11 protein-coding genes and 1 pseudogene are annotated in these 18,844 nt (G+C 72.7%); 7 read left to right on the forward strand and 5 right to left on the reverse strand.

Annotated features, from left to right (window positions below):
- Positions 1 to 63: 63 nt before the first annotated feature.
- On the reverse strand, positions 64 to 2,343 hold the full coding sequence (locus ABZ117_RS20535; protein ID WP_356822676.1) for a catalase: 2,280 nt from the start codon (positions 2,341 to 2,343) through the stop codon (positions 64 to 66).
- A gap of 446 nt (positions 2,344 to 2,789) precedes the next feature.
- Positions 2,790 to 4,253 carry an aminotransferase class I/II-fold pyridoxal phosphate-dependent enzyme gene (locus ABZ117_RS20540; RefSeq protein WP_356822678.1) on the reverse strand — a complete coding sequence of 488 codons (1,464 nt, stop codon included), beginning with the start codon at positions 4,251 to 4,253 and terminating at the stop codon, positions 2,790 to 2,792.
- Positions 4,254 to 4,398: 145 nt separating this feature from the next.
- Here ABZ117_RS20540 and ABZ117_RS20545 point away from each other — a divergent pair, with 145 nt between their 5' ends.
- A complete protein-coding gene (locus tag ABZ117_RS20545; RefSeq protein WP_356822680.1) occupies positions 4,399 to 5,565 on the forward strand; it encodes an amidohydrolase in 1,167 nt (388 codons plus the stop codon).
- Positions 5,566 to 5,580: 15 nt separating this feature from the next.
- Here the strand turns inward: ABZ117_RS20545 and ABZ117_RS20550 are convergent, their stop codons facing one another.
- Complete coding sequence (locus ABZ117_RS20550) at positions 5,581 to 5,925, reverse strand: ANTAR domain-containing protein (RefSeq protein ID WP_356822681.1); 345 nt, start codon at positions 5,923 to 5,925, stop codon at positions 5,581 to 5,583.
- A gap of 131 nt (positions 5,926 to 6,056) precedes the next feature.
- Between ABZ117_RS20550 and ABZ117_RS20555 the strand changes: the two genes are divergently transcribed.
- Positions 6,057 to 7,010 carry a helix-turn-helix transcriptional regulator gene (locus tag ABZ117_RS20555; protein WP_356822683.1) on the forward strand — a complete coding sequence of 318 codons (954 nt, stop codon included), beginning with the start codon at positions 6,057 to 6,059 and terminating at the stop codon, positions 7,008 to 7,010.
- A gap of 47 nt (positions 7,011 to 7,057) precedes the next feature.
- Here the strand turns inward: ABZ117_RS20555 and ABZ117_RS20560 are convergent, their stop codons facing one another.
- Positions 7,058 to 9,598 carry a discoidin domain-containing protein gene (locus ABZ117_RS20560; protein ID WP_356822685.1) on the reverse strand — a complete coding sequence of 847 codons (2,541 nt, stop codon included), beginning with the start codon at positions 9,596 to 9,598 and terminating at the stop codon, positions 7,058 to 7,060.
- 671 nt (positions 9,599 to 10,269) lie between these two features.
- Between ABZ117_RS20560 and ABZ117_RS20565 the strand changes: the two genes are divergently transcribed.
- On the forward strand, positions 10,270 to 11,277 hold the full coding sequence (locus tag ABZ117_RS20565; RefSeq protein ID WP_356822687.1) for a Ppx/GppA family phosphatase: 1,008 nt from the start codon (positions 10,270 to 10,272) through the stop codon (positions 11,275 to 11,277).
- A gap of 349 nt (positions 11,278 to 11,626) precedes the next feature.
- On the opposite strand, the gene ABZ117_RS20570 is transcribed toward ABZ117_RS20565, so the two are convergent.
- Entirely contained in the window at positions 11,627 to 12,709 is a 1,083-nt protein-coding gene (locus ABZ117_RS20570) for a GNAT family N-acetyltransferase (RefSeq protein WP_356822833.1), read from the reverse strand.
- A 766-nt stretch (positions 12,710 to 13,475) separates the two neighbouring features.
- Between ABZ117_RS20570 and ABZ117_RS20575 the strand changes: the two are divergent.
- The 4 genes and pseudogenes from ABZ117_RS20575 to ABZ117_RS20590 form a co-directional block, all read left to right on the forward strand.
- Positions 13,476 to 15,545: pseudogene (locus tag ABZ117_RS20575) on the forward strand (TIM-barrel domain-containing protein); the annotation flags it as partial.
- A gap of 222 nt (positions 15,546 to 15,767) precedes the next feature.
- Entirely contained in the window at positions 15,768 to 16,994 is a 1,227-nt protein-coding gene (locus tag ABZ117_RS20580) for a carbohydrate-binding protein (RefSeq protein WP_356822689.1), read from the forward strand.
- A gap of 226 nt (positions 16,995 to 17,220) precedes the next feature.
- Complete coding sequence (locus ABZ117_RS20585) at positions 17,221 to 17,676, forward strand: hypothetical protein (RefSeq protein ID WP_356822690.1); 456 nt, start codon at positions 17,221 to 17,223, stop codon at positions 17,674 to 17,676.
- Between the two features lie 159 nt (positions 17,677 to 17,835).
- Positions 17,836 to 18,816 (forward strand): hypothetical protein, encoded by a 981-nt coding sequence (locus tag ABZ117_RS20590; protein WP_356822692.1) that lies wholly within the window; start codon positions 17,836 to 17,838, stop codon positions 18,814 to 18,816.
- Positions 18,817 to 18,844 lie beyond the last annotated feature (28 nt).

Below are 18,844 nucleotides of genomic sequence, written 5' to 3' on the forward strand. Positions count from 1 at the left end.
CGCGTACGGCCCCTCGCGTGACCCGCGGGCGGGCCCGTGGTCATGCGAGGGGCCGGTGGCCGGTCAGGCCGCGGACGGGAAGCGCTCCCACACCCGGTGGCCGCCGAGCAGCCGGTTGAGCTGCTGGAGCACGTCGCCGGCGGTGTCGCCGGTGACGACGCCGGGCGCGTCGAGCGGGATGCCGACCGCTTCCAGCGCGCTCTCCCCGCCGCTGGTGGCGCCGATGGCCTTGCCGTGCCGGTACGCCTCCGCCAGCAGCAGTCCGACCCGGGGGTCGGGGGTGGCCTGCTGGACGGTGGGGCGGCCCGCCTTGGCGTCACGGGCGCCATAGGCGTCGGCGCCCACTCCGGGCGTCCCGGCCACCAGGAGGGCGTCGAACTCCACGGAGCGGGCGGTGGCGTAGGTCCGCTGGACGGTCACGGCGCCGTCGCCGTCGCCGAGGATGCCGCCGGCCGGTGCGACGACCAGCGGGACCATGCCGCCGTCCAGCACCTCCTGGCGTACCGCGCGGACGCCGTCGAGGTCTCCGTCGGGGCCGGTGATGATGCCGATGATCCGGCCGTCGGCGGGCCAGGTCCGGCCCACCTGGGAGAGGGCGGGGCTGGGCTCGACGTCGGCCAGGGGCACGGTGGGCTCGGGGGCGGGCAGCCCGAGGCCGGCGGCGACGCCCGCGCACAGCTCCGGGTCGATGTTCGCCAGGGTCTGCAGCGCCCGTTCCCTGATGGCCTGTTCGTAGCACTTGGCGAGTTCGAAGGTGTAGGCGCCGATGATGTGCTCACGCTCGACCGGGCTCATGCTGAGCCAGAACCGGCGGGGCTGGCTGAAGTGGTCGCCGAACGACTCGGGGGCCTCGCGGACCTTGGTCGCCTCCGGGACCCGTACGGGCGTCTCGACGTACGCGCCCATGTCCGCGCCCGCGGTGAACGGGCAGCCGCCGTCGAGGGAGTTGGGCCGGTAGGGGGCGACCCCGCGGTGCACGGCCGTCTGGTGGAAGCCGTCGCGCAGCATGTCGTTGACGGGGGCGTGCGGCCGGTTGATCGGAAGCTGCGGGAAGTTGGGGCCGCCCAGGCGGGTGATCTGGGTGTCGAGGTAGGAGAAGAGACGGCCGGCGAGCAGCGGGTCGTCGGTGATGTCGATGCCGGGGACGAGGTGGCCGACGTGGAAGGCGACCTGTTCGGTCTCGGCGAAGAAGTTCGTCGGGTTGCGGTTGAGCGTGAGCAGCCCGATGGGCTGCACGGGGGCGAGCTCCTCGGGCACGATGTTCGTCGGGTCCAGCAGGTCGATGCCCTCGAAGGTCTGGTCGGGGGTGTCGGGGAAGGTCTGGATGCCGAACTCCCACTCGGGGTAGGCGCCCGCCTCGATGGCGTCGTAGAGGTCGCGGCGGTGGAAGTCGGGGTCGACGCCGCCCGCGATCTGCGCCTCCTCCCACACCAGGGAGTGCACGCCCAGCTTCGGCTTCCAGTGGAACTTCACCAGGGTCGTCTCGCCGGCGGCGTTGACCAGGCGGAAGGTGTGGACGCCGAAGCCCTCCATCGTGCGGTACGAGCGGGGGATGCCCCGGTCGGACATGTTCCACAGGGTGTGATGGGTGGCCTCGGTGTGCAGGGTGACGAAGTCCCAGAAGGTGTCGTGGGCGCTCTGGGCCTGCGGGATCTCCCGGTCGGGGTGCGGCTTGCCGGCGTGGATGACGTCCGGGAACTTGATCGCGTCCTGGATGAAGAACACCGGGATGTTGTTGCCGACCAGGTCGAAGACGCCCTCGCTGGTGTAGAACTTCGTCGCGAAGCCGCGGGTGTCGCGGACGGTGTCCGCCGAACCCCGGGAGCCGAGCACGGTGGAGAAGCGGACGAACACCGGGGTCTCGACGTCCTCGGCGAGGAACGCCGCCTTGGTCACGTTGGCCGCGGTGCCGTAGCTGCGGAACACGCCGTGCGCGCCGGCGCCGCGGGCGTGGACCACGCGCTCCGGGATGCGCTCGTGGTCGAAGTGCATCACCTTCTCGCGCAGGTGGTGGTCCTGGAGGAGCACCGGGCCGCGGGGGCCCGCCTTGAGCGAGTGGTCGGTGTCGGGCAGCCGGGTGCCCTGGGCGTCGGTCAGGTAGCTGCCGCTCTGGGCCGTCCGCGCCTGGTCGGCGCCGGTCGGCTGCCCGGTCGGCGAGACGGTGGCCGGGCCGCCCTGATCGGGCTTGGGGGGCAGCGGCTCGCGGGGCTCGGTCGGCTCGGCGACCGACGGCGACTCGGGAGCCGGCTTACCGGGGATGCCGTCCTCCGGGCCCGCGGGCCCGCCCTGGAGGGCGTCGGCCACCTTGTCCGCCGCTCGCTTCAAGGGGTTCGTCTCGCTCATCAACACCAATTCCTTCACTGGTCACGGACGGGGCCGCCGCGCGGACGGGGCGGCTGGGTGTGCGGTGCGCGCTGGTCGGGGCCGGGAATGCGGCCGGCAGCGGGTACCGGCAGGCGAAAGAGGTCGGGGGAAGGGGCCGCGGCGGCCCAGGTCCGGGGTCCCCGGGCCGGGGCGTCCGAAACCGGCGATCACGAAGATCTCCGGTCGGGGTGAAGTCGGGCCGTCTCTTGTCGAGTTGCCGGGACGGCGGGCCCGCCGGACGCCGGTCCGGACCCGGGGACCGTCAGCGGGGCCATGCGCCTGCCCGCCGATGACGCGTTCACCGGCGCAGCGGGCTTCCTGGCCCCGGGCGGGCGCGCACCGCTCCGCCCGCGTACGCCACCCTAGGCGCCGCGGGCGGTTCCCGCAGTCCGGGACGGACCGGTACGGGACCGGGGGCCGGCGGATCAGGGGCGTGCCGCGACCCGCACGGTCTCCAGGGTCGGGTCCGCCGCGTCGGAGATGAGGAAGCCGTGGGCGACTCCGCTGCGCAGGTAGTCGAGGACGTCCGACGTGATCACCTCGCCCGGTGCCACGACCGGCACGCCCGGCGGGTAGGGGCTGATCATCTCGGCGGCGATCCGGCCCACGGCCTGCTCGGCGGGCACCTGTTCGGCCGGGCCGAAGAACGCGTCGCGCGGCAGGACCGCCTGTTCCAGTTCCAGGACGTGCGGTGCGGGCAGGTGCACGGCGGGCTGTCGTTCGATGGAGTCGGCCTGCCGGACCAGCGAGCCCACGGCGTCCAGGAGCACCTTCTCGGTCTCGTCGTCGTCGGAGTGGGTGATGGAGGCGCTGATGCGGCAGCTGTCCGAACCGCCCACGTCGACGTGGCAATTGGCGCGCAGCCATTCGGCCGCCTGCATGCCGCTGATGCCCAGCTCCCGTACGTCGACGACGATCTTCAGGGGGTCGTACTCGGCGGCCAGGCCCTCCTCGATGATCTCCCCGCCCATCACCCGCAGCCCGGGCAGCTCGCGCAGCTCGGCGCGGACGCGCTCGGCGCGGTGGCGGGCGTTGCCGAGCAGTTCACGTCCCTGTTCGACCATCTGCCGCCGCCAGCCGTCGAGGGTGGCGTAGACGAGGCTGGAGGCGCTGGTGGTGCCGAGCAGGTCCTCGCGCTGCTTGAGCACAGTGGGCGAGACCCGGTCGTGCTGGAGGTGGAACACCGAACTCTGCTCGATGGCGCCGCCCATCTTGTGGACGCTGGTGACGACCAGGTCGGCGTCCGCGTCCATGCCCCAGACGGGCAGGTCCGGGTGGAAGGGCAGATGCGCGCCCCAGGCCTCGTCGACGATGAGCGGCACGTCGAACGCGTGGCAGGCGTCGGCCACCGCGCGGATGTCGGCGCAGGTGCCCCAGTCGGTGGGGGTGATGAGCAGCATGCCCTTGGCGTCCGGGTGCTCGCGCAGCCGGTTGCGGACGTCGTCGGCCTCCGGCGGGTGGGCCAGGTGACGTTCGGCGTCGAACTTGGGGTGGACCCAGATGGGCTCCACCCCGTTGATGATCACCGCGGCGATGACCGACTTGTGGGCGTTGCGGGACAGGAGCAGTTTCTCCCCGGGGCCCGCGACCGCCAGCATGGCGGTCTTGATGGACAGGGAGCTGCCGGCGGTGGAGAAGAAGGCGTGTTCGGCGCCGACCGCGTCCGCCATCAGTTCTTGCGCCTGCTCCAGCACGCCCTGGGACTGGCGGCGGTCGTCCAGGCCGTTGAGGCTCAGCACGTCCGAGCGGAAGACGTCGATGCCGAGGATCTCGGCCACGCGGGGGTCGGCTCCACGGCCCTGTTTGTGCCCGGGTGGCCCGAACACCACGTCTCCGCGTCGCCGGAACTCCTGTAGAGCCTCCAGGACGGGTACGCGGGAGTGATCCATGGCTGTCCTCCTGAGCTGGTCGGTGCCGCATCCACCGTGTTGCACCCGCCGCCGCGCCCCAAACCCGTCGGCCCGGTGTCAGGGGGCCGTTCGGTGGAACCCGGTTTTGGTACGGAGCACATCCCGCCGAGCCGCAGGAGGACTTGTGTCGCTGTACCACCGGGTCCGGGAGGAGGTCGCGCGGCGCGCGGACGCGCTGTGGGCCGTGGCGTCGGCCCTGCACGCCGACCCGGAGACCGCGTTCGCCGAGCACCAGGCGGCGGCACTGCTCACGGGTGAGCTGGAACGCGCCGGGTTCGAGGTGCGACGGGAGACCGCGGGCCTGCCGACCGCGTTCACGGCGCGCTCGGGCCGGGGCCGGCCGGTGGTGGCGTTCCCCCTGGAGTACGACGCCCTGCCCGGGCTGGGACACGCCTGCGGGCACAACCTGATCGCGGCGGCCGGCCTCGGGGCGGCCCTGGTCACGGACGCGGTGCTGGGCGGTGACGGGGGCACGGTCCTCGCGGTGGGCACGCCGGCCGAGGAGGGCGGGGGCGGCAAGGCCCTGGAGGTGGAGGCCGGGGTCTTCGACGAGGTGGACGCCGCCCTGATGTTCCACCCCGGGGTGTACGACTGGGCGCGGGCCCCGCTGACCGCTCAGGAGCAGTACCTGGTGGCCTTCCAGGGCCGGGCCGCGCATCCCACGGGCAACCCGACGGAGGGAATCGACGCGCTGGCGGCGCTGATCGAGCTGTTCAACGTGGTCGCGGCGCTCGGCCGGCGGCTGCCGGAGGGATCTCACGTCCAGGGCATCATCACGCACGGTGGTACGGCCACGAACATCGTCCCCGAGTTCGCCGAGGGGCGCTTCGGGCTGCGCGCGCTCACGACCGCCGCCCTGGACGGCCTGGCGGCACAACTGCGCACGGCCGCCGAGGGGGTGGCGCTGGCGACCGGCACGACCGTCACGGTGGAACGCGCGAGCGTGCGGTACGAGCACTTCCGGGACAGCACGGTGCTGTCCGAGCGGTTCGCCGGGCATCTGGACCGCGCCGGGATCACTCTCACCCCGCCCGCTCCCGGCGTCTACCTGGGCTCTTCCGACATCGGCAATGTCAGCGGCCGGGTGCCCGCCATCCATCCGTTCGTCGCGGTCATGGGCGCCGACGGCTCCGACCACACACCGGAGTTCGCCGAGGCGGCGGCGTCGGAGCGGGCCCGCCGTGTCCTGCCGGCGGTGGTGGAGGCGCTGACCTGCACGGCCGTGGACGTGCTGCGGGACGCGGACCTGCGCGGGCGCGCGTGGGAGGGCCTGCGCCGGGCCGCCGCCTGACCGTCGTACGCCCGCTCAGACCTGCGCGGCGTGGCGTGCCTCGCGTTCCCCGCCCGGCCCCTCGGCGGCGGCACGGACGTGCCGCACGGCGGCGGGCAGCGCTCGGCGGATCACGTCGGGCAGGCGGCCGGAGGACGGCCACTCCACCAGGCAGCGTGCCACCTCCCGCATCTTCGTGTTGGTGTGCTGCGACACGTGCTTCAGCACGTCCCAGCCCTGCTGCGGGCGCAGCCCGGCGCGGGCGATGACCACGCCGATCGCCTGGTCGACCAGCGCGTGCGAGACGAGGGCCCGGCGCAGCTGGGCGACCTCCTCCCGGAGTCCGTCCAGCTGGTCCGTCTGCTCGTCACATCCGATCATGCGATCACCATGCGCAGCAGCCCCCCACTCAAACAGCCGTCAGGCGAACAACATCGCGCAACGCGGTACAGAAAACGAAAAAGGGCTGCTCAGGGGCACATAGGGAGCAGATTGAAGGGCAGGTGAGCGGGATGGAATCGCTCACTTTCGACAGCGACGACCTGGAGGTGACGGAGGATTTCTTCAGCCGGGCCTACGCCAGGATGCGTATCGCCAGCGGTACCCCCGGTCCCCACCACGCCCGGGTCCACCGCGCCGCCCTGTCCTCCGTGAGTGTCGACGAACTCGCGCTGGACTTCGAGATGAGCTACTCGGTGTCCCCGCTGGGCCGGATCTGTCTGTGCGTCATGCACGAGGGAACCGTGCGGGACCACGGCTTCCACGGGGTGGAGGACGCCTTCGGACCGGGTGACGTGGTGCTGTTCGCGCCGCCGGACCTGCCGTACACGGGGCGGATCTGCAACGCCCGCTACAACATCACCATGCTGGACCCGGCGCTGCTCGCCCAGGTGGCCGCGGGCCCGGCCGGCTCTCCCCCGGTACGGCTGACCGGTCACCGGCCGCGCTCGGCCGCGGCGGCCCGGCACCTGAGCGGTACGATCGCCCATCTGCGCGACCACGTGCTGTCCGACGCCCAGATCGCGGACCAGCCGCTGATCGCCGCCACGGCCGCCCAGCACCTCGCGGCGAGCGTCCTGGCCACGTTCCCCAGCACGGCGCTGGAGGAGCCGACCGCCGCCGATCGTCACGACGCGCACCCGGTGATGCTGCGCCGCGCGCTCGCCTACATCGACGACCACGCCGACCAGCCCGTCACGGTCGCCGAGATCGCCGCCGCGGCCCATGTGACGGTGCGCGCGCTCCAGTACGCCTTCCGCCGGCATCTGGACACGACACCGCTCGCCCATCTGCGCCGGGTGCGGCTCGCGCACGCCCACCGGGACCTGCTGGACGCCGACCCCGGCACCGGGGCCACGGTCACGTCGGTCGCGGCCCGCTGGGGTTTTCACCACCCGGGCCGCTTCGCCTCTCTGTACCGGCAGGAGTTCCGGCGCAATCCGCACGAGTCCCTGTACGAGGGCTGACGGGCGTCCCGGGCGGGGCGCGGCCTCCGCCCGGGACGCGGGACGGCCTACGGGAAGGACGTCACCTTGGACGGGACGGTACTGGTCCCCGAGGTGGGTGCGCCGGTGCTGTTGACGACGTGGGCGTACTGGCCCTGGCCGCCGAGGGAGATCACCAGCAGGTCGTGCATCCGGATGCCGGAGGTGGTGGGCACCTGGAAGCCGTGGGCCTGGACGATCGACGGATCGGCCGTGTAGTTGCAGTAGCTGCCCAGTCCCCAGGCCTCATGGGTGGTGACGGTGTCGGCGACCTTGTAGGCCGCGTAGCCGGTGATGCCGTCGTGGGTGACGGCGGCGGCGTTCGGGGCGTCGTACGCCTTCTCGTTCTGGAAGAAGATGGTCCGGCCGCGTTCTCCGGACCAGTAGACGTCGTACTTGTTGAAGTGCTCGACGAACAGGCCGGTGGCGAGGACGTCGTTGCCGTTCACGCGCAGGCCGTAGTCGGCGCGGTTGGTGTTCCAGCCGACGCCGCTGCCGTGGTCGGCGCGCCAGAGCCAGGTGTGGTCGATGACGACGTTGTTGCTGTTCACCACGACCGAGTTGGTGGCGAGGCCGGGTCCGGCGCCGCCGATGCGGACGAACACGTCCTGCATGGTGGTGGGGTCGGCGGAGTGGTCGGCGGTGGCGCCGGGCGTGCCGATCCGCAGGAGCGTGTCGGAGTTGACGGCGCCGGCGTCGATCAGGAATCCGGCGAGCCTGACGCCGTCGACGTCGGCGACGTGCATCGCGTCGACGCCGTTGTCCGGGACCAGGGTGGCGAGACCGAGTCCGAGGACGACCGTGTCGGGGCGGGTGACGTCGAGGGTCTGGTCGAGGTGGTAGACGCCGGGCGTGAACAGCAGGTTGAGGCCCTGGGCGAGGGCCGCGTTGATGGTGGCGGCCGTGGCGCCCGGCTTGACGACGTAGAACTGGTCGAGCGGGAGCGACGTACCGGCGTCGGCCGGCCAGGAGACGCCCCGGGCGCCGGTGCGCTTGGCCGGCACGAACACCTTGTAGGCGGAGCCGTCGAGGTACAGGAAGGGCTTCTCCCGGGAGACCGGGGTGGTGTCCAGCGTGGTGTACGGGCCGTTGTCGAAGTTGGTGGCCGGGGCGCCCTGGACGCCGGAGAACGTCATGTTCCACACGCCGTTGCTCCAGCCGCCGACCGAGCTGTCGCGGGTGTACCACTGCTGCTGGGAGTACGGGCCCACCGTACCGTCGACCTTGGAGTCCGCGATGTAGCCGCCGGAGGCCCAGCCGTAGCCGTTCGGGGCGAGGTTGAGGCCGCCCTGGACGTGGATGCGGCGGAAGGGCGCGGCCTGGGCGACGGCCCAGCGGTCGGTGCCGTTCGACGGCTTGATGGCGAGGTTCTCCGCCGAACGCCAGAAGTTCTGGGTGGCGTTGCCGTTGAACCAGCCCGCGTCCACGGTGACGTCACCGTTGATCTGGGTGTCGTCGGGGTTCAGCCCGAGCCCGGAGATCGAGGTGTAGAAGCCGATCTGGGCATTGATCCCGTTGTACGTGCCGGGCTTGAGCAGGAACTGGTAGCGGCCGGTGCCGAACTGCGCCGACTCCTGCTTGGCGAAGACGTCGTCGAACTTCTGCTGGAGGTTGGGGGTGGAGGGGTCGACGACGATGACGTTCGGGCCGAGGTCGCCGCCGCCCTGGACCGGCGGGACGCCGGTGGCACCGGTGTGCACGGCGAACTCCCACAGCGAGTAGCCGTAGCCGGTGCCGCGCGCGGTGCCGAGGATCCGGACGTACCGGCCCGAGCCGCTGACGTCGTACGAGGCCGTGCCGCCGGTGGCGCCGGTGACGGTCTTGAGGGTGCTCCAGCTCTGCCCGTCGGCGGACGCCTGGATCTGGAAGTCCTTGCCGTAGGCGGCCTCCCAGTTCAGGTCGACCTTGCACAGGTCCTGGACGGAGCCGAGGTCGACCTGGAGCCACTGCGGGTCGGCGGCCTGGCTGGACCAGCGGGTGGTGGTGCTGCCGTCGAAGGCGGCGGAGGCGGGCGTGCCGGCGTTCTCGGTGGAGGAGGCGGTGGCCGTCCTGCCCTGGGCGGCGTTGGCGGTCCCGCAGCCGGTCCCGCTGCCGCTCGTGCTGCCGAACACCTGGAACTCCCAGAGGGAGTAGCCGTACGAGGTGGCCCGGTGCACGCCGAGCATGCGCACGTAGCGGCCCTGCCCGGACACGTCGAGCGTGTCGACGCCGCCGTCGGAGCCGGTGACGGACTTCAGGTCCGTCCAGCTGTTCCCGTCGCCGGATATCTGGACCTTGTAGTCCTTGCCGTAGGCGGCCTCCCAGTTCAGGACCACCCGGGTGACGGTGGCGGTGCCGCCCAGGTCGACCCGCAACCACTGGTCGTCCCCGGCGGCCGAGGACCAGCGGGTCCCGGTGTCGCCGTCGACACCCAGCGCGGCGGTGGTGCCGTTGTTCTCCTCGGACGACGCGGTGGCCGTCCTCCCCTGGGACAGGGGGGTTTCGGCCGCGGCGGCCGAGGGATGCGTGGCGGGAAGGGCGATCAGCGCTGCCATGGCGGACAGCGCGATGCCCAGGGATCTCAGTCTCATGCGGCGGCTCCAGACGGCTCGGGGGTCAAGCGGCTGACCCCACGGCTTAGTTCATGTTTTGATTTAAGTGATGAGTCAAGCGGGTTACAAGCCTTCGGACGCCACATCCTTCAACTGCCGCGCCGCGATCACCGCGCACCGCGACCGCGGCGCGGTCAGGCGTCAACACCGCTGCGGAGCCGCCGTCACAGCACGGCCGCCTCCGGGCCGTCGGGCGGAGCCGTGCGCGGCACGGCGGACGGCGGGACCGACCGTGTCGCCCGGGAGGGGCCGGCGGGGCACCGGTGGGATGTCACCGGCCTGCCGGTCGAGCGTCGGAGGGGTGCCGGTCAGGACAGCGGTTCCTGGGCCGGTCGGCGGATCAGCTCCTCGTCCGGTTCTGTGGAACGGGCCGTGACGGCGGCCGGCCGGGACGGGGTGCGGGTGCCGCGGGAGATCCTCCCGGCGAAGCCCGGGTCTCGGGTGCGCGGCCGGGATCGGGGCGGTCGTGCTGTGCGGGTGGTGCGTGCGCGTGCTGCCGCGGACCGGGTGCGCGCCGGGTCCGGGGGCGCGCTCGTCGTGCGTGCCGGACGGCCGCGCGCGCCGTTCTCGAGGCACGCGCCGCGGTCCCTGTGCACCGGCACGCCCCCCGTGGGGCGGATGACCGGCGGTTGAACGGGTACTCCCCGGCCATGCGGGTGAGCGTGGTGGATGCGGGGTCGAACACGGTGCGATTGGTGATCGCAGACGTGGAAGGCGGTGTTCCGCTGCCGGTGCACACCGTCAAGTGGAAGCTGCGGCTGTGCGAGCATGCCGGCGCGGACGGCACCATCGCCGACGAGGCGGTGGAACAGCTGGTGAGGGCGGTGGCCGCGGCGGGCGCCACGGCTCGCAGGTGGCGCGCCGCGGGCCCGCTGGCCTTCGCGACCACCGTGGTGCGCAACGCTCCGAACCGGGCGGACGTCCTGCAACGGGTGGCGTCCGGTACCGGGATCCGTATGTGCACGATGCCGGGTGAGACCGAGGCCGAGCTGACCTTCCTGGCCGCCCGCCGCTGGCTCGGCTGGAAGGCGGGCCCGCTCGCGCTGCTCGACATCGGCGGCGGCTCGCTGGAGGTGGCGTTCGGCAGGGGACGGCTGCCCGACTTCGCCGCGTCCCTGCCGCTCGGAGCGAGCCGGCTGACCCGCGAGCACCTGGGCGTCCAGGACCCGCCGGGGCCGGGTGAGCTGAAGGAACTGCGCCGCCGGATCCGACACGAGCTGCGGGACGTCGCCTCGCGGATCCGCTGGGAGCGGCCACGCACCGCTGTCGTCGCCTCCCGTACGTTCCAGCAGCTGGCGCGGCTGTGCGGGGCCTCGCCCGGGCGGTACGGACCGTTCGTCGAGCGTGAGCTGGCCTGCCGGGATCTGCGCGAGGCGGTGCACACGCTCGCCGCGCTGCCCATCGCCGAGCGGGCCCAGCTGCCCGGCATCTCCGCGCCGCGCGCCGCGCAGAGCCTGGCCGGGGCGGTCGTCGGGCACACGGCGCTGAAGCTGATGGGTCTGCCCCGGGCCGTCGTCTGCCCCTGGGCGATCCGCGAGGGTGTGCTGCTGCGCTATGTCGAGGACGGCGCCGACTGGTGGACGGACGTCACCGGCGCCACCGACTCCACGACCCCGCCCCCGACGACGACCCTGCGCATCGCGGCACCGTCCGCGTGACGGCGCGCCGGGCGCTTCCGCGTGACGGGTGACGGACGTTCCCGCGCGGGAGTGACAGGTGACGGACTTTCCCGCCGCGGCAGTGACGGGTGGCGGACATTCCCGCGCGGGAGACCCCGGCCGCATGACGGCGTGGCCGCACCCCGCGCCCCGCGGCTCCGCGCCCCGCGGCTCCGCGCCCCGCGGCTCCGCCCTCGCGAGGCGGTGCCGGCGGCCGGTACCCGCCGTAACCGGTCTCCTCGACCGGCCGGTGGCGAGCGGGCGTGCCCGTTCCGTGGCCCGCGGCTCAGGCCGGCCCATGGTCCGCTCGCCCGGGCCCGGACCCCGTTCCGGTGGCCGTAGTGGCAGGTCAGCGCGCGTGCGTCCGCAATGTGCCGGCCATTCTCAGCAGGCGGTCGGCCGGTTCGCGGAGGCCCGGGTGGGCCAGCACCGTGTTCCGCAGGCCGCGTACCGGGCGCCGCCACAGGCGTCGGGCCAGTGCGACGGGGTGCGGACGGGCCGCGAAGCCCTCGCCTACCCGGAGTTCGCGGGTCTTGAGCCAGTCCTTGTACTCCTTGTCGCCGCGCCCCAGGTCCACCAGGCTCACCCCGTGCCGGGCGGCGGCCTCGGCGGTCCGCAGGTGCATCATCAACCCCGGCGAGTAGGCGGGGAGTCCGGGGTCGTAGGCGGTGAACCAGGCGGCCAGTACGGTGGCCGAGCGGGGCCCGAAGTGGGCGGCGACCGGACGGTCGCCCGCGTACAGCACGGACAGCACCCCCGTGAAGTGCTCCTCGCGGACGCGGAACAGGTGGTCGACCAGGGCGACGATCCACGGCCGGGAGAACCGGTCCATGCGGCCGGTTCTCCGGTACTGCGCGGACTTCCACCGCATGAGGGTGCGCAGCGCCTCCGGGTCGCGTTCGTCGAAGACGAACCGGACCTCGCCGACGTCCCGGCCGAGCCGGCGTTCCTTCTTCAGCGTCGTCCTGGCCAGCCCGGGGTACGCCCCGCGCAGCCACTGCGCGTAGGTGCCGTCGCCGGGTTTCACATCGATCACCGGTGAGGCGAAGGTGCCGGTGACGTGGGGCTCGAACGGGGTCTGTTCCCGGACGAGATGGTCGAACTCGAAGATGCTGAGCCCGCAGGCCCGCAGCAGTTGCCGCACGTTCCAGGTGACTCCGGGCCGGTGCACGAGGGCCTGGCAGTCGGACAAACCGAGTCCGACGGCCCGGCCGGTGCCCAACGGCCCCCGCTCGTACGGGAGGAAGCCGACCGGCTCCCCGCCCTCCCACAGCACCGCCACGCGTGCTCCGGGCCGGAACCGGCCGACCCCGGCGGCGAATTCGGGGGCCAGGAACGGGTTGGCGTACTCGGGTGACTCGTCCATCGCCCGGTGCCAGGCCCCGCGCAGGCCGGGCGTCAGGTCACCGGGTCTGTGGACGGTGATCTCCACGTCGTTGATCCCCACGTCGTCGATCCCCACGTCAGGTCGCCCGTTTCCCGGCCGGGAAACCGAACCGTAGGAGCTGGCTCAAACCTGACGAAAAAGCCCGCGGTCTGTCAAGGGTGCCCCGGGCGACGGACGGTGGGACATGGAGCCGGCATGACGCCGCGGTATTGACATGAACCTGTAGCTACACCGACGCTGCGTGCGTGAAATTGCTCGAACGACGCCTGTTCCGAGCGCTTGCGAGCAACACCGCGTAAGAACAGTCGTTCCGCGAAGGTGCGAGGGGAGCTGTTCCGCCGTGCGAAGACTCCGACACCGTGTGCCGTGGCCGGCCTGGATACCGCTGGGGCTGGCCGCCGTCCTGACCGGAACCGCGCTGGCCGTTCCGGCCCCCGCCCACGCCGGCGCCACCGCGTCCGGCGCGGTACTGGACCCGGGCCACAGCAGCGTCACCTGGCGGAGCCCGGTCTACGCCAAGGGCACCGGCGCCGGGCCCGAGCACTGCCCCGGTGCCGCCGACGACCCCGAGAGCAAGGTGTGCGACCGCTTCGACCTGACCGTCTCGGTGCCGGACGGCTACTGGGACGACAACCCCGAGGGCGGTGTCCCGCTGTCGGTCGGCTGGGAGCACCCCTCGGACGACTTCGACCTGTACGTCTACGACGACCACGGCAGGCAGGTGGCGTCCGGTGCGGGCACCGCCGACCCCGAGGCCACGGTGATCCCCCGGGCGTCGGGGACGTACCACGTCGTGGTGGTGCCGTACGACGTGCACGACAACTCCTTCACGGGCACCGCCTATCTGCCGGCCACGGCGGACGCCGGTGACCTCACCTCCTTCTCGGGCGGCGAGGGGCGCTACACCATCGGGGCCGGGCGGCTCACGGCCCGCGCCGATCTCCTGACGGGCGGCCGGCTGCGACTCCAGGCGGATCCGTCGGGCTCGCTCGGCGACCCGGCCGGCACCGCCATCGTGCGCGGGCAGCCGGCCCGGCAGCGGCACACCTCGTCCTTCGACGCGGGCGACTACTACGGCATCCGGTCCCCGCAGGCGGTGCTGCGCGTGTACAAGAAGCCGCTGCGGTTCGGGCTGTACCGGCCCGACAACCGCACCCGGATCTGGCAGGAGGACAAGCCGCTGCGCTGGTCGACCGGCGGGATGCGGCAGAGCCTGGTCCGCGGCGCGGACGAGCAGTTCTTCGGCGGCGGCGAGCAGAACGGCGGTTTCTCGCACCGCGGGCGGACCATCCACGTGGCGAACAGCTTCGACTGGAACGAGGGCGGCTACAACAACTCCCAGCCCTTCTACCTCTCCAGCGCGGGCTACGGCGTCTTCCGCAACACCTTCGCACCGGGCGTGTACACGTTCGGCTCGCCGGTCACCACGGGTCACCAGGAACGGCGCCTGGACGCCTACTACTTCCTCGGCGACGCCCGCCAGGTCATCGGCGAGTACACGTCACTGGTGGGCAAGCCCTTCATGCCACCGGTGTACGGCCTGGAACCGGGCGACTCGGACTGCTACCTGCACAACGCCAACCGGGGCGAGCGGCACACCCTGGACGCGCTGAGGACCGCCGACGGCTACACCGCGAACGGGATGCCGCTCGGCTGGATGCTGGTCAACGACGGGTACGGCTGCGGGTACGAGGACCTGGAGCAGACGGGGAAGGGCCTTGAGGACCACCACGCCCAGCTCGGCCTGTGGACCCAGGACGGCATCGGGAAACTCGCCGAGCAGGTCCGGGCCGGCCAGCGGGTGGCCAAGCTGGACGTGGCCTGGGTGGGCAACGGCTACCGGTTCGCGCTGGACGCCTGCGACGCGGCCAAGCGGGGGATCGAGGACAACAGCGACGCCCGCGGCTTCGTGTGGCTGCCGGTGTCCTGGGCGGGCGCCCAGCGCTGCGGGGTGCTGTGGAGCGGCGACCAGAAGCTGTCCTGGGACTACATCCGCTGGCAGATCCCGACGTACGCCGGGGCGACCCTGTCCGGCATCGCCTACGACACCGGTGACGTCGGCAGCATCTACCGCCACGACCCCACCATGTACACCCGCGACCTCCAGTGGAAGGCGTTCCTGCCGGCCGTCATGACGATGGACGGCTGGGCCACCGACATCACCACCGGCAAGCCCGCCGACCAGCAGCCCTGGCGCGACGGTGAGCCGTACACCTCCGTCAACCGCGCCTATCTCCAGCTGAAGGAGCGGCTGCTGCCGTACATGTACACCCTGTCCGCCCAGGCGGCGCGGACAGGGGTGGGAGCGGTGCGCCCGCTGTGGCTGGAGTACCCGGACGACCCCGGCACGCTCGGCGCGCAGGCGGCGTACGAGTTCCTGTCCGGCCCGGACTTCCTCGTCGCCCCGGTCTACGAGGACTCCGACACCCGCGACGGGATCTACCTGCCGAAGGGCACCTGGACCGACTACCGGACCGGCCGCACCTACCGGGGCCCGACCACGCTCGACGGCTACCACGCCCCCCTGGACACCCTCCCGCTGTTCGTGCGCGAGGGCGCGATCGTGCCCATGTGGCCCAAGGGGACGACGAGTTGGCAGACCCGCGACCGGCACGAGCTGGACTGGGACCTCTACCCGGCCGCGCACGGCACCAGCCACTACACGCTGTACGAGGACGACGGCGTGACCCGTGCCTACGCCGAGGGTGCCGCGGCCACCCAGCGGGTGTCGGTGCGCGAGGACGCCCGGGGCACCACCGTGACGGTCGGGGCGAGCAGGGGCGACTACGCGGGCAAGGTGGCCGCCCGGTCCTACCGGTTCAGCGTGCACGGCGGCACGGCACCCGCGCGGATCCTGCTCGACGGGCGTCCGCTGCCGCGCGACGCCTGGTCGTACGACGCCGGCGGTCACGTCACGGCCGTCACCACGGCGAGACTGCCGCTCGACCGCGGGTTCACGGTCCGACTGGTCGACGGAAGGTAAAGAGAACGTATGGTCTAGTCCAAAGAACATGTTGGTCTAGTCCAACTTATTGACGTGGCCGCGACTACTCCCAGAGGGTGGGGCTCCCCGTCCCCGGGTCCCCACCCTCTGGAGGCACGCATGAGACGTCTTCGGGCATGTCTGGGCGCGGCGGCAGCCGTCACGCTCGCCGCCGCCGGCAGCACCGCACTGGTCGCGGGCAGCGCCTCGGGCGCGACGACCGCGCTCAGCAACCGCTGGTACGCCGCCGCCCCCTATCTGATGCCGACGGACAACGAGCCGCCGGACCCGGCCGCCATCATGGACGCCACCGGCCTGAAGGCCTTCCAGCTGGCCTTCGTCCTCGCCCCCAACGGCGGTGGCTGCACACCCACTTGGGGCGGCACGTCGTCCGTCTCCTCGGACACGGCCGTACAGTCGGTGATCAACACCATCCGCGCCAAGGGCGGTGACGTCTCCGTCTCCATCGGCGGTTACGGCGGCACCAAGCTCGGCCAGGCCTGCGCCGACGCGGCCTCCACGGCGGCGGCCTACCAGCAGGTCATCACCAAGTACGGGCTGCACGCCATCGACTTCGACCTGGAGGAGCCGGAGTACGAGAACACCGCGGCGATCAAGAACGAGATCGGCGCCGCCAAGATCCTCCAGCAGAACAACCCGGGGCTGTACGTCTCCGTGACCACCGCCGGCACCGCGGACGGGACCGGCTGGTTCGGCAAGCAGATGCTGCTGGAGGCCAAATCGCAGGGTTTCACCCCGAACAACTTCTCCATCATGCCGTTCGACGGCGGCTTCAGCGGGGCGGCGAGCCAGACCAGCGCGCTCACGAACTTCAACTCCATTCTCCAGTCCACCTTCGGCTGGAACCAGGCGACCGCCTACGCCCACGAGGGCTTCTCGGGCATGAACGGCCGCAGCGACACCGGGGAGTACTTCAGCCAGGCCGACTTCCAGACCGTGCTGGACTACGCGACGAGCCACAACATGGACCGGTTCACCTTCTGGTCACTGAACCGCGACCGGCAGTGCTCCCCGGCCGACAACGGCGGCCGTACGTCCGGGACCTGCTCCAGCGTGGCCCAGAACTCCTGGGACTTCGCCAAGTACTCGGTGAAGTTCGCCGGCGCCACCCCGCCGAGCACGACCCCCACCCCGACCCCCACGCCCACCCCGACGCCCACCCCCACCCCGGCCTCCTGCAAGACCGCCTGGAGCGCGACGGCCACCTACACGGCCGGGAACGAGGTCTCGTACAACAAGCACAACTGGAAGGCCAAGTGGTGGACCCAGAACGAGGTGCCCGGCGCCTCGGAGTGGGGCGCCTGGCAGGACGAGGGCGCCTGCTGAGGGCCGGACGCGCCTGACCTGCCGGACGCGCCCGACGCGGGCTGACGGGCGCGACGCGGTCTGACGGGCGCGCGCGACGCATCATCGCTTGATGTGTCCGGCTCATGGGGGCGGGCGCCGGAACACCACCGGCACCCGCCCCCACCTGCGGGACTGGTGCAATCGGCGGGACGGTCGTAGCGTCGAGTGCACGCGGTCGGACACAGCACGACGGGTGGGAGCGGCCATGCGCGGATCACTGGTGGGAACGACGGTCACCCTCGCGGCAGGCGTCCTGCTGACAGCGGCCATGACGACGGCCTCGGCGAGTCCGCCGTCCGCGGTCCACCGGCCGGCCGCGCGCCCGCGGCCGGTCCTCGTCGACTGCCTGTGGCACCGCACCGTCCGCCCCACCGACTTCATCCTGGCCTGCGGCGACGGCAACAGCCGGCTCACCGGACTGCACTGGACCCGGTGGAGCGGCCGGGCCGCGACCGCGGCGGGCGTGAACCTGCTCAACGACTGCAAGCCGTACTGCGCGGCCGGCACGTTCCACCGCTACCCGGTGACCGTGCGGCTGGACGGCGCCCAGCCCTGGAAGAAGGACCCCGGCGTCCGGCACTACACCCGGATGAGCCTGACCTACACCGGCGCCCTCCCGGAGGGCTTCCAGCGGGTCGTGACCTACCCGCTCTGGGACTGACCCGGCCGGCCGTCACCCGGGCGCGCCGCGTCCGGCACCGGACGGTGGGCCGCGTGGGCGACGTCCCGGCCCCGGCTCCCGCCACCGGCCGCCCGTACCCCCTCATGGTGGTGTGACCCCGCACGCCGGCGCCCCGCGCGCCGACCGAAAAGAGGTCACATGCCCCCGCTCCCCCGCCTGGCCGGCACCGCCACGGCCGTGCTCGCGCTCGGCCTGGTCGCCGCGGCGCCCGCTCCCGGCACCGACCCGGTCGTCACCGCCGCGCGCGTCGTCGCCCACTTCGACGCGGCCGCCCGGCAGACGCCCGAGAACATCGCCCTGGAGCCCGACGGCTCCGCCGACCTGACCCTCGCCCTGGCCCGGCAGGTCGCCCGCGTCACCCCCGACGGGCAGACCCGGATCCTCGCGACCCTGCCCGCCGTGGCGAACCCGGCCACGCCGCTCGTGCACGACGCCGTCGTCACCGGCATCGCCCGCGCCCACGACGGCACGCTGTACGTCAACTACGCCACCGGCACCCGCGCCACCGGCATCTGGCGCCTCTCCCCCACCGGTGGCGCGCCGCAGCGGATCGCGGCGCTGCCCGCCGACGGGCTGCCCAACGGACTGGCCCTCGACGAACGCCGGGGCATGCTGTACGCGGCCGACTCGGTGCACGGCACGGTCTGGAGCGTCCCGCAGGCCGGCGGCACGGCCACGGACTGGGCGTCGGCCACGGCGCTCACCCCGCTCTCCGCGCCACCGGGCTCCGGCCTCGGCGCCAACGGCATCAAGGTGCACCGCGGCGCCGTGTGGGTGTCCAACACCGACCGGGGCACGCTGCTGCGCCTCCCCGTCGGCCCGGACGGCTCCGCCGGGCCGGTCGAGACACGCGCCACCGGGCTCGACGGCATCGACGACTTCGCCTTCCCCGGGCAGGGCAGAAGCGTGCTGGCCGCGCTGAACGACGGCAGCAAGGTCGTCCTGGTCAGCCCGGACGGCACCGTCACGACCGTGCTCACCGCACAGGACGGGCTGTCCAACCCGACCGCCGTCGCGGTGCGCGGCCGGACCGTGTACGTGCCGAGCGGCGCGTACGTCACCCGGCGCGACCCCAACCTGCTCCTCGCCCGCCTGCGCCACCTCGTCGACCACCGGTAACCGGCGAGCCGCACCCACCCCGCGCCGC

Source organism: Streptomyces sp. NPDC006309 (assembly GCF_040613095.1).
Lineage (GTDB): Bacteria > Actinomycetota > Actinomycetes > Streptomycetales > Streptomycetaceae > Streptomyces.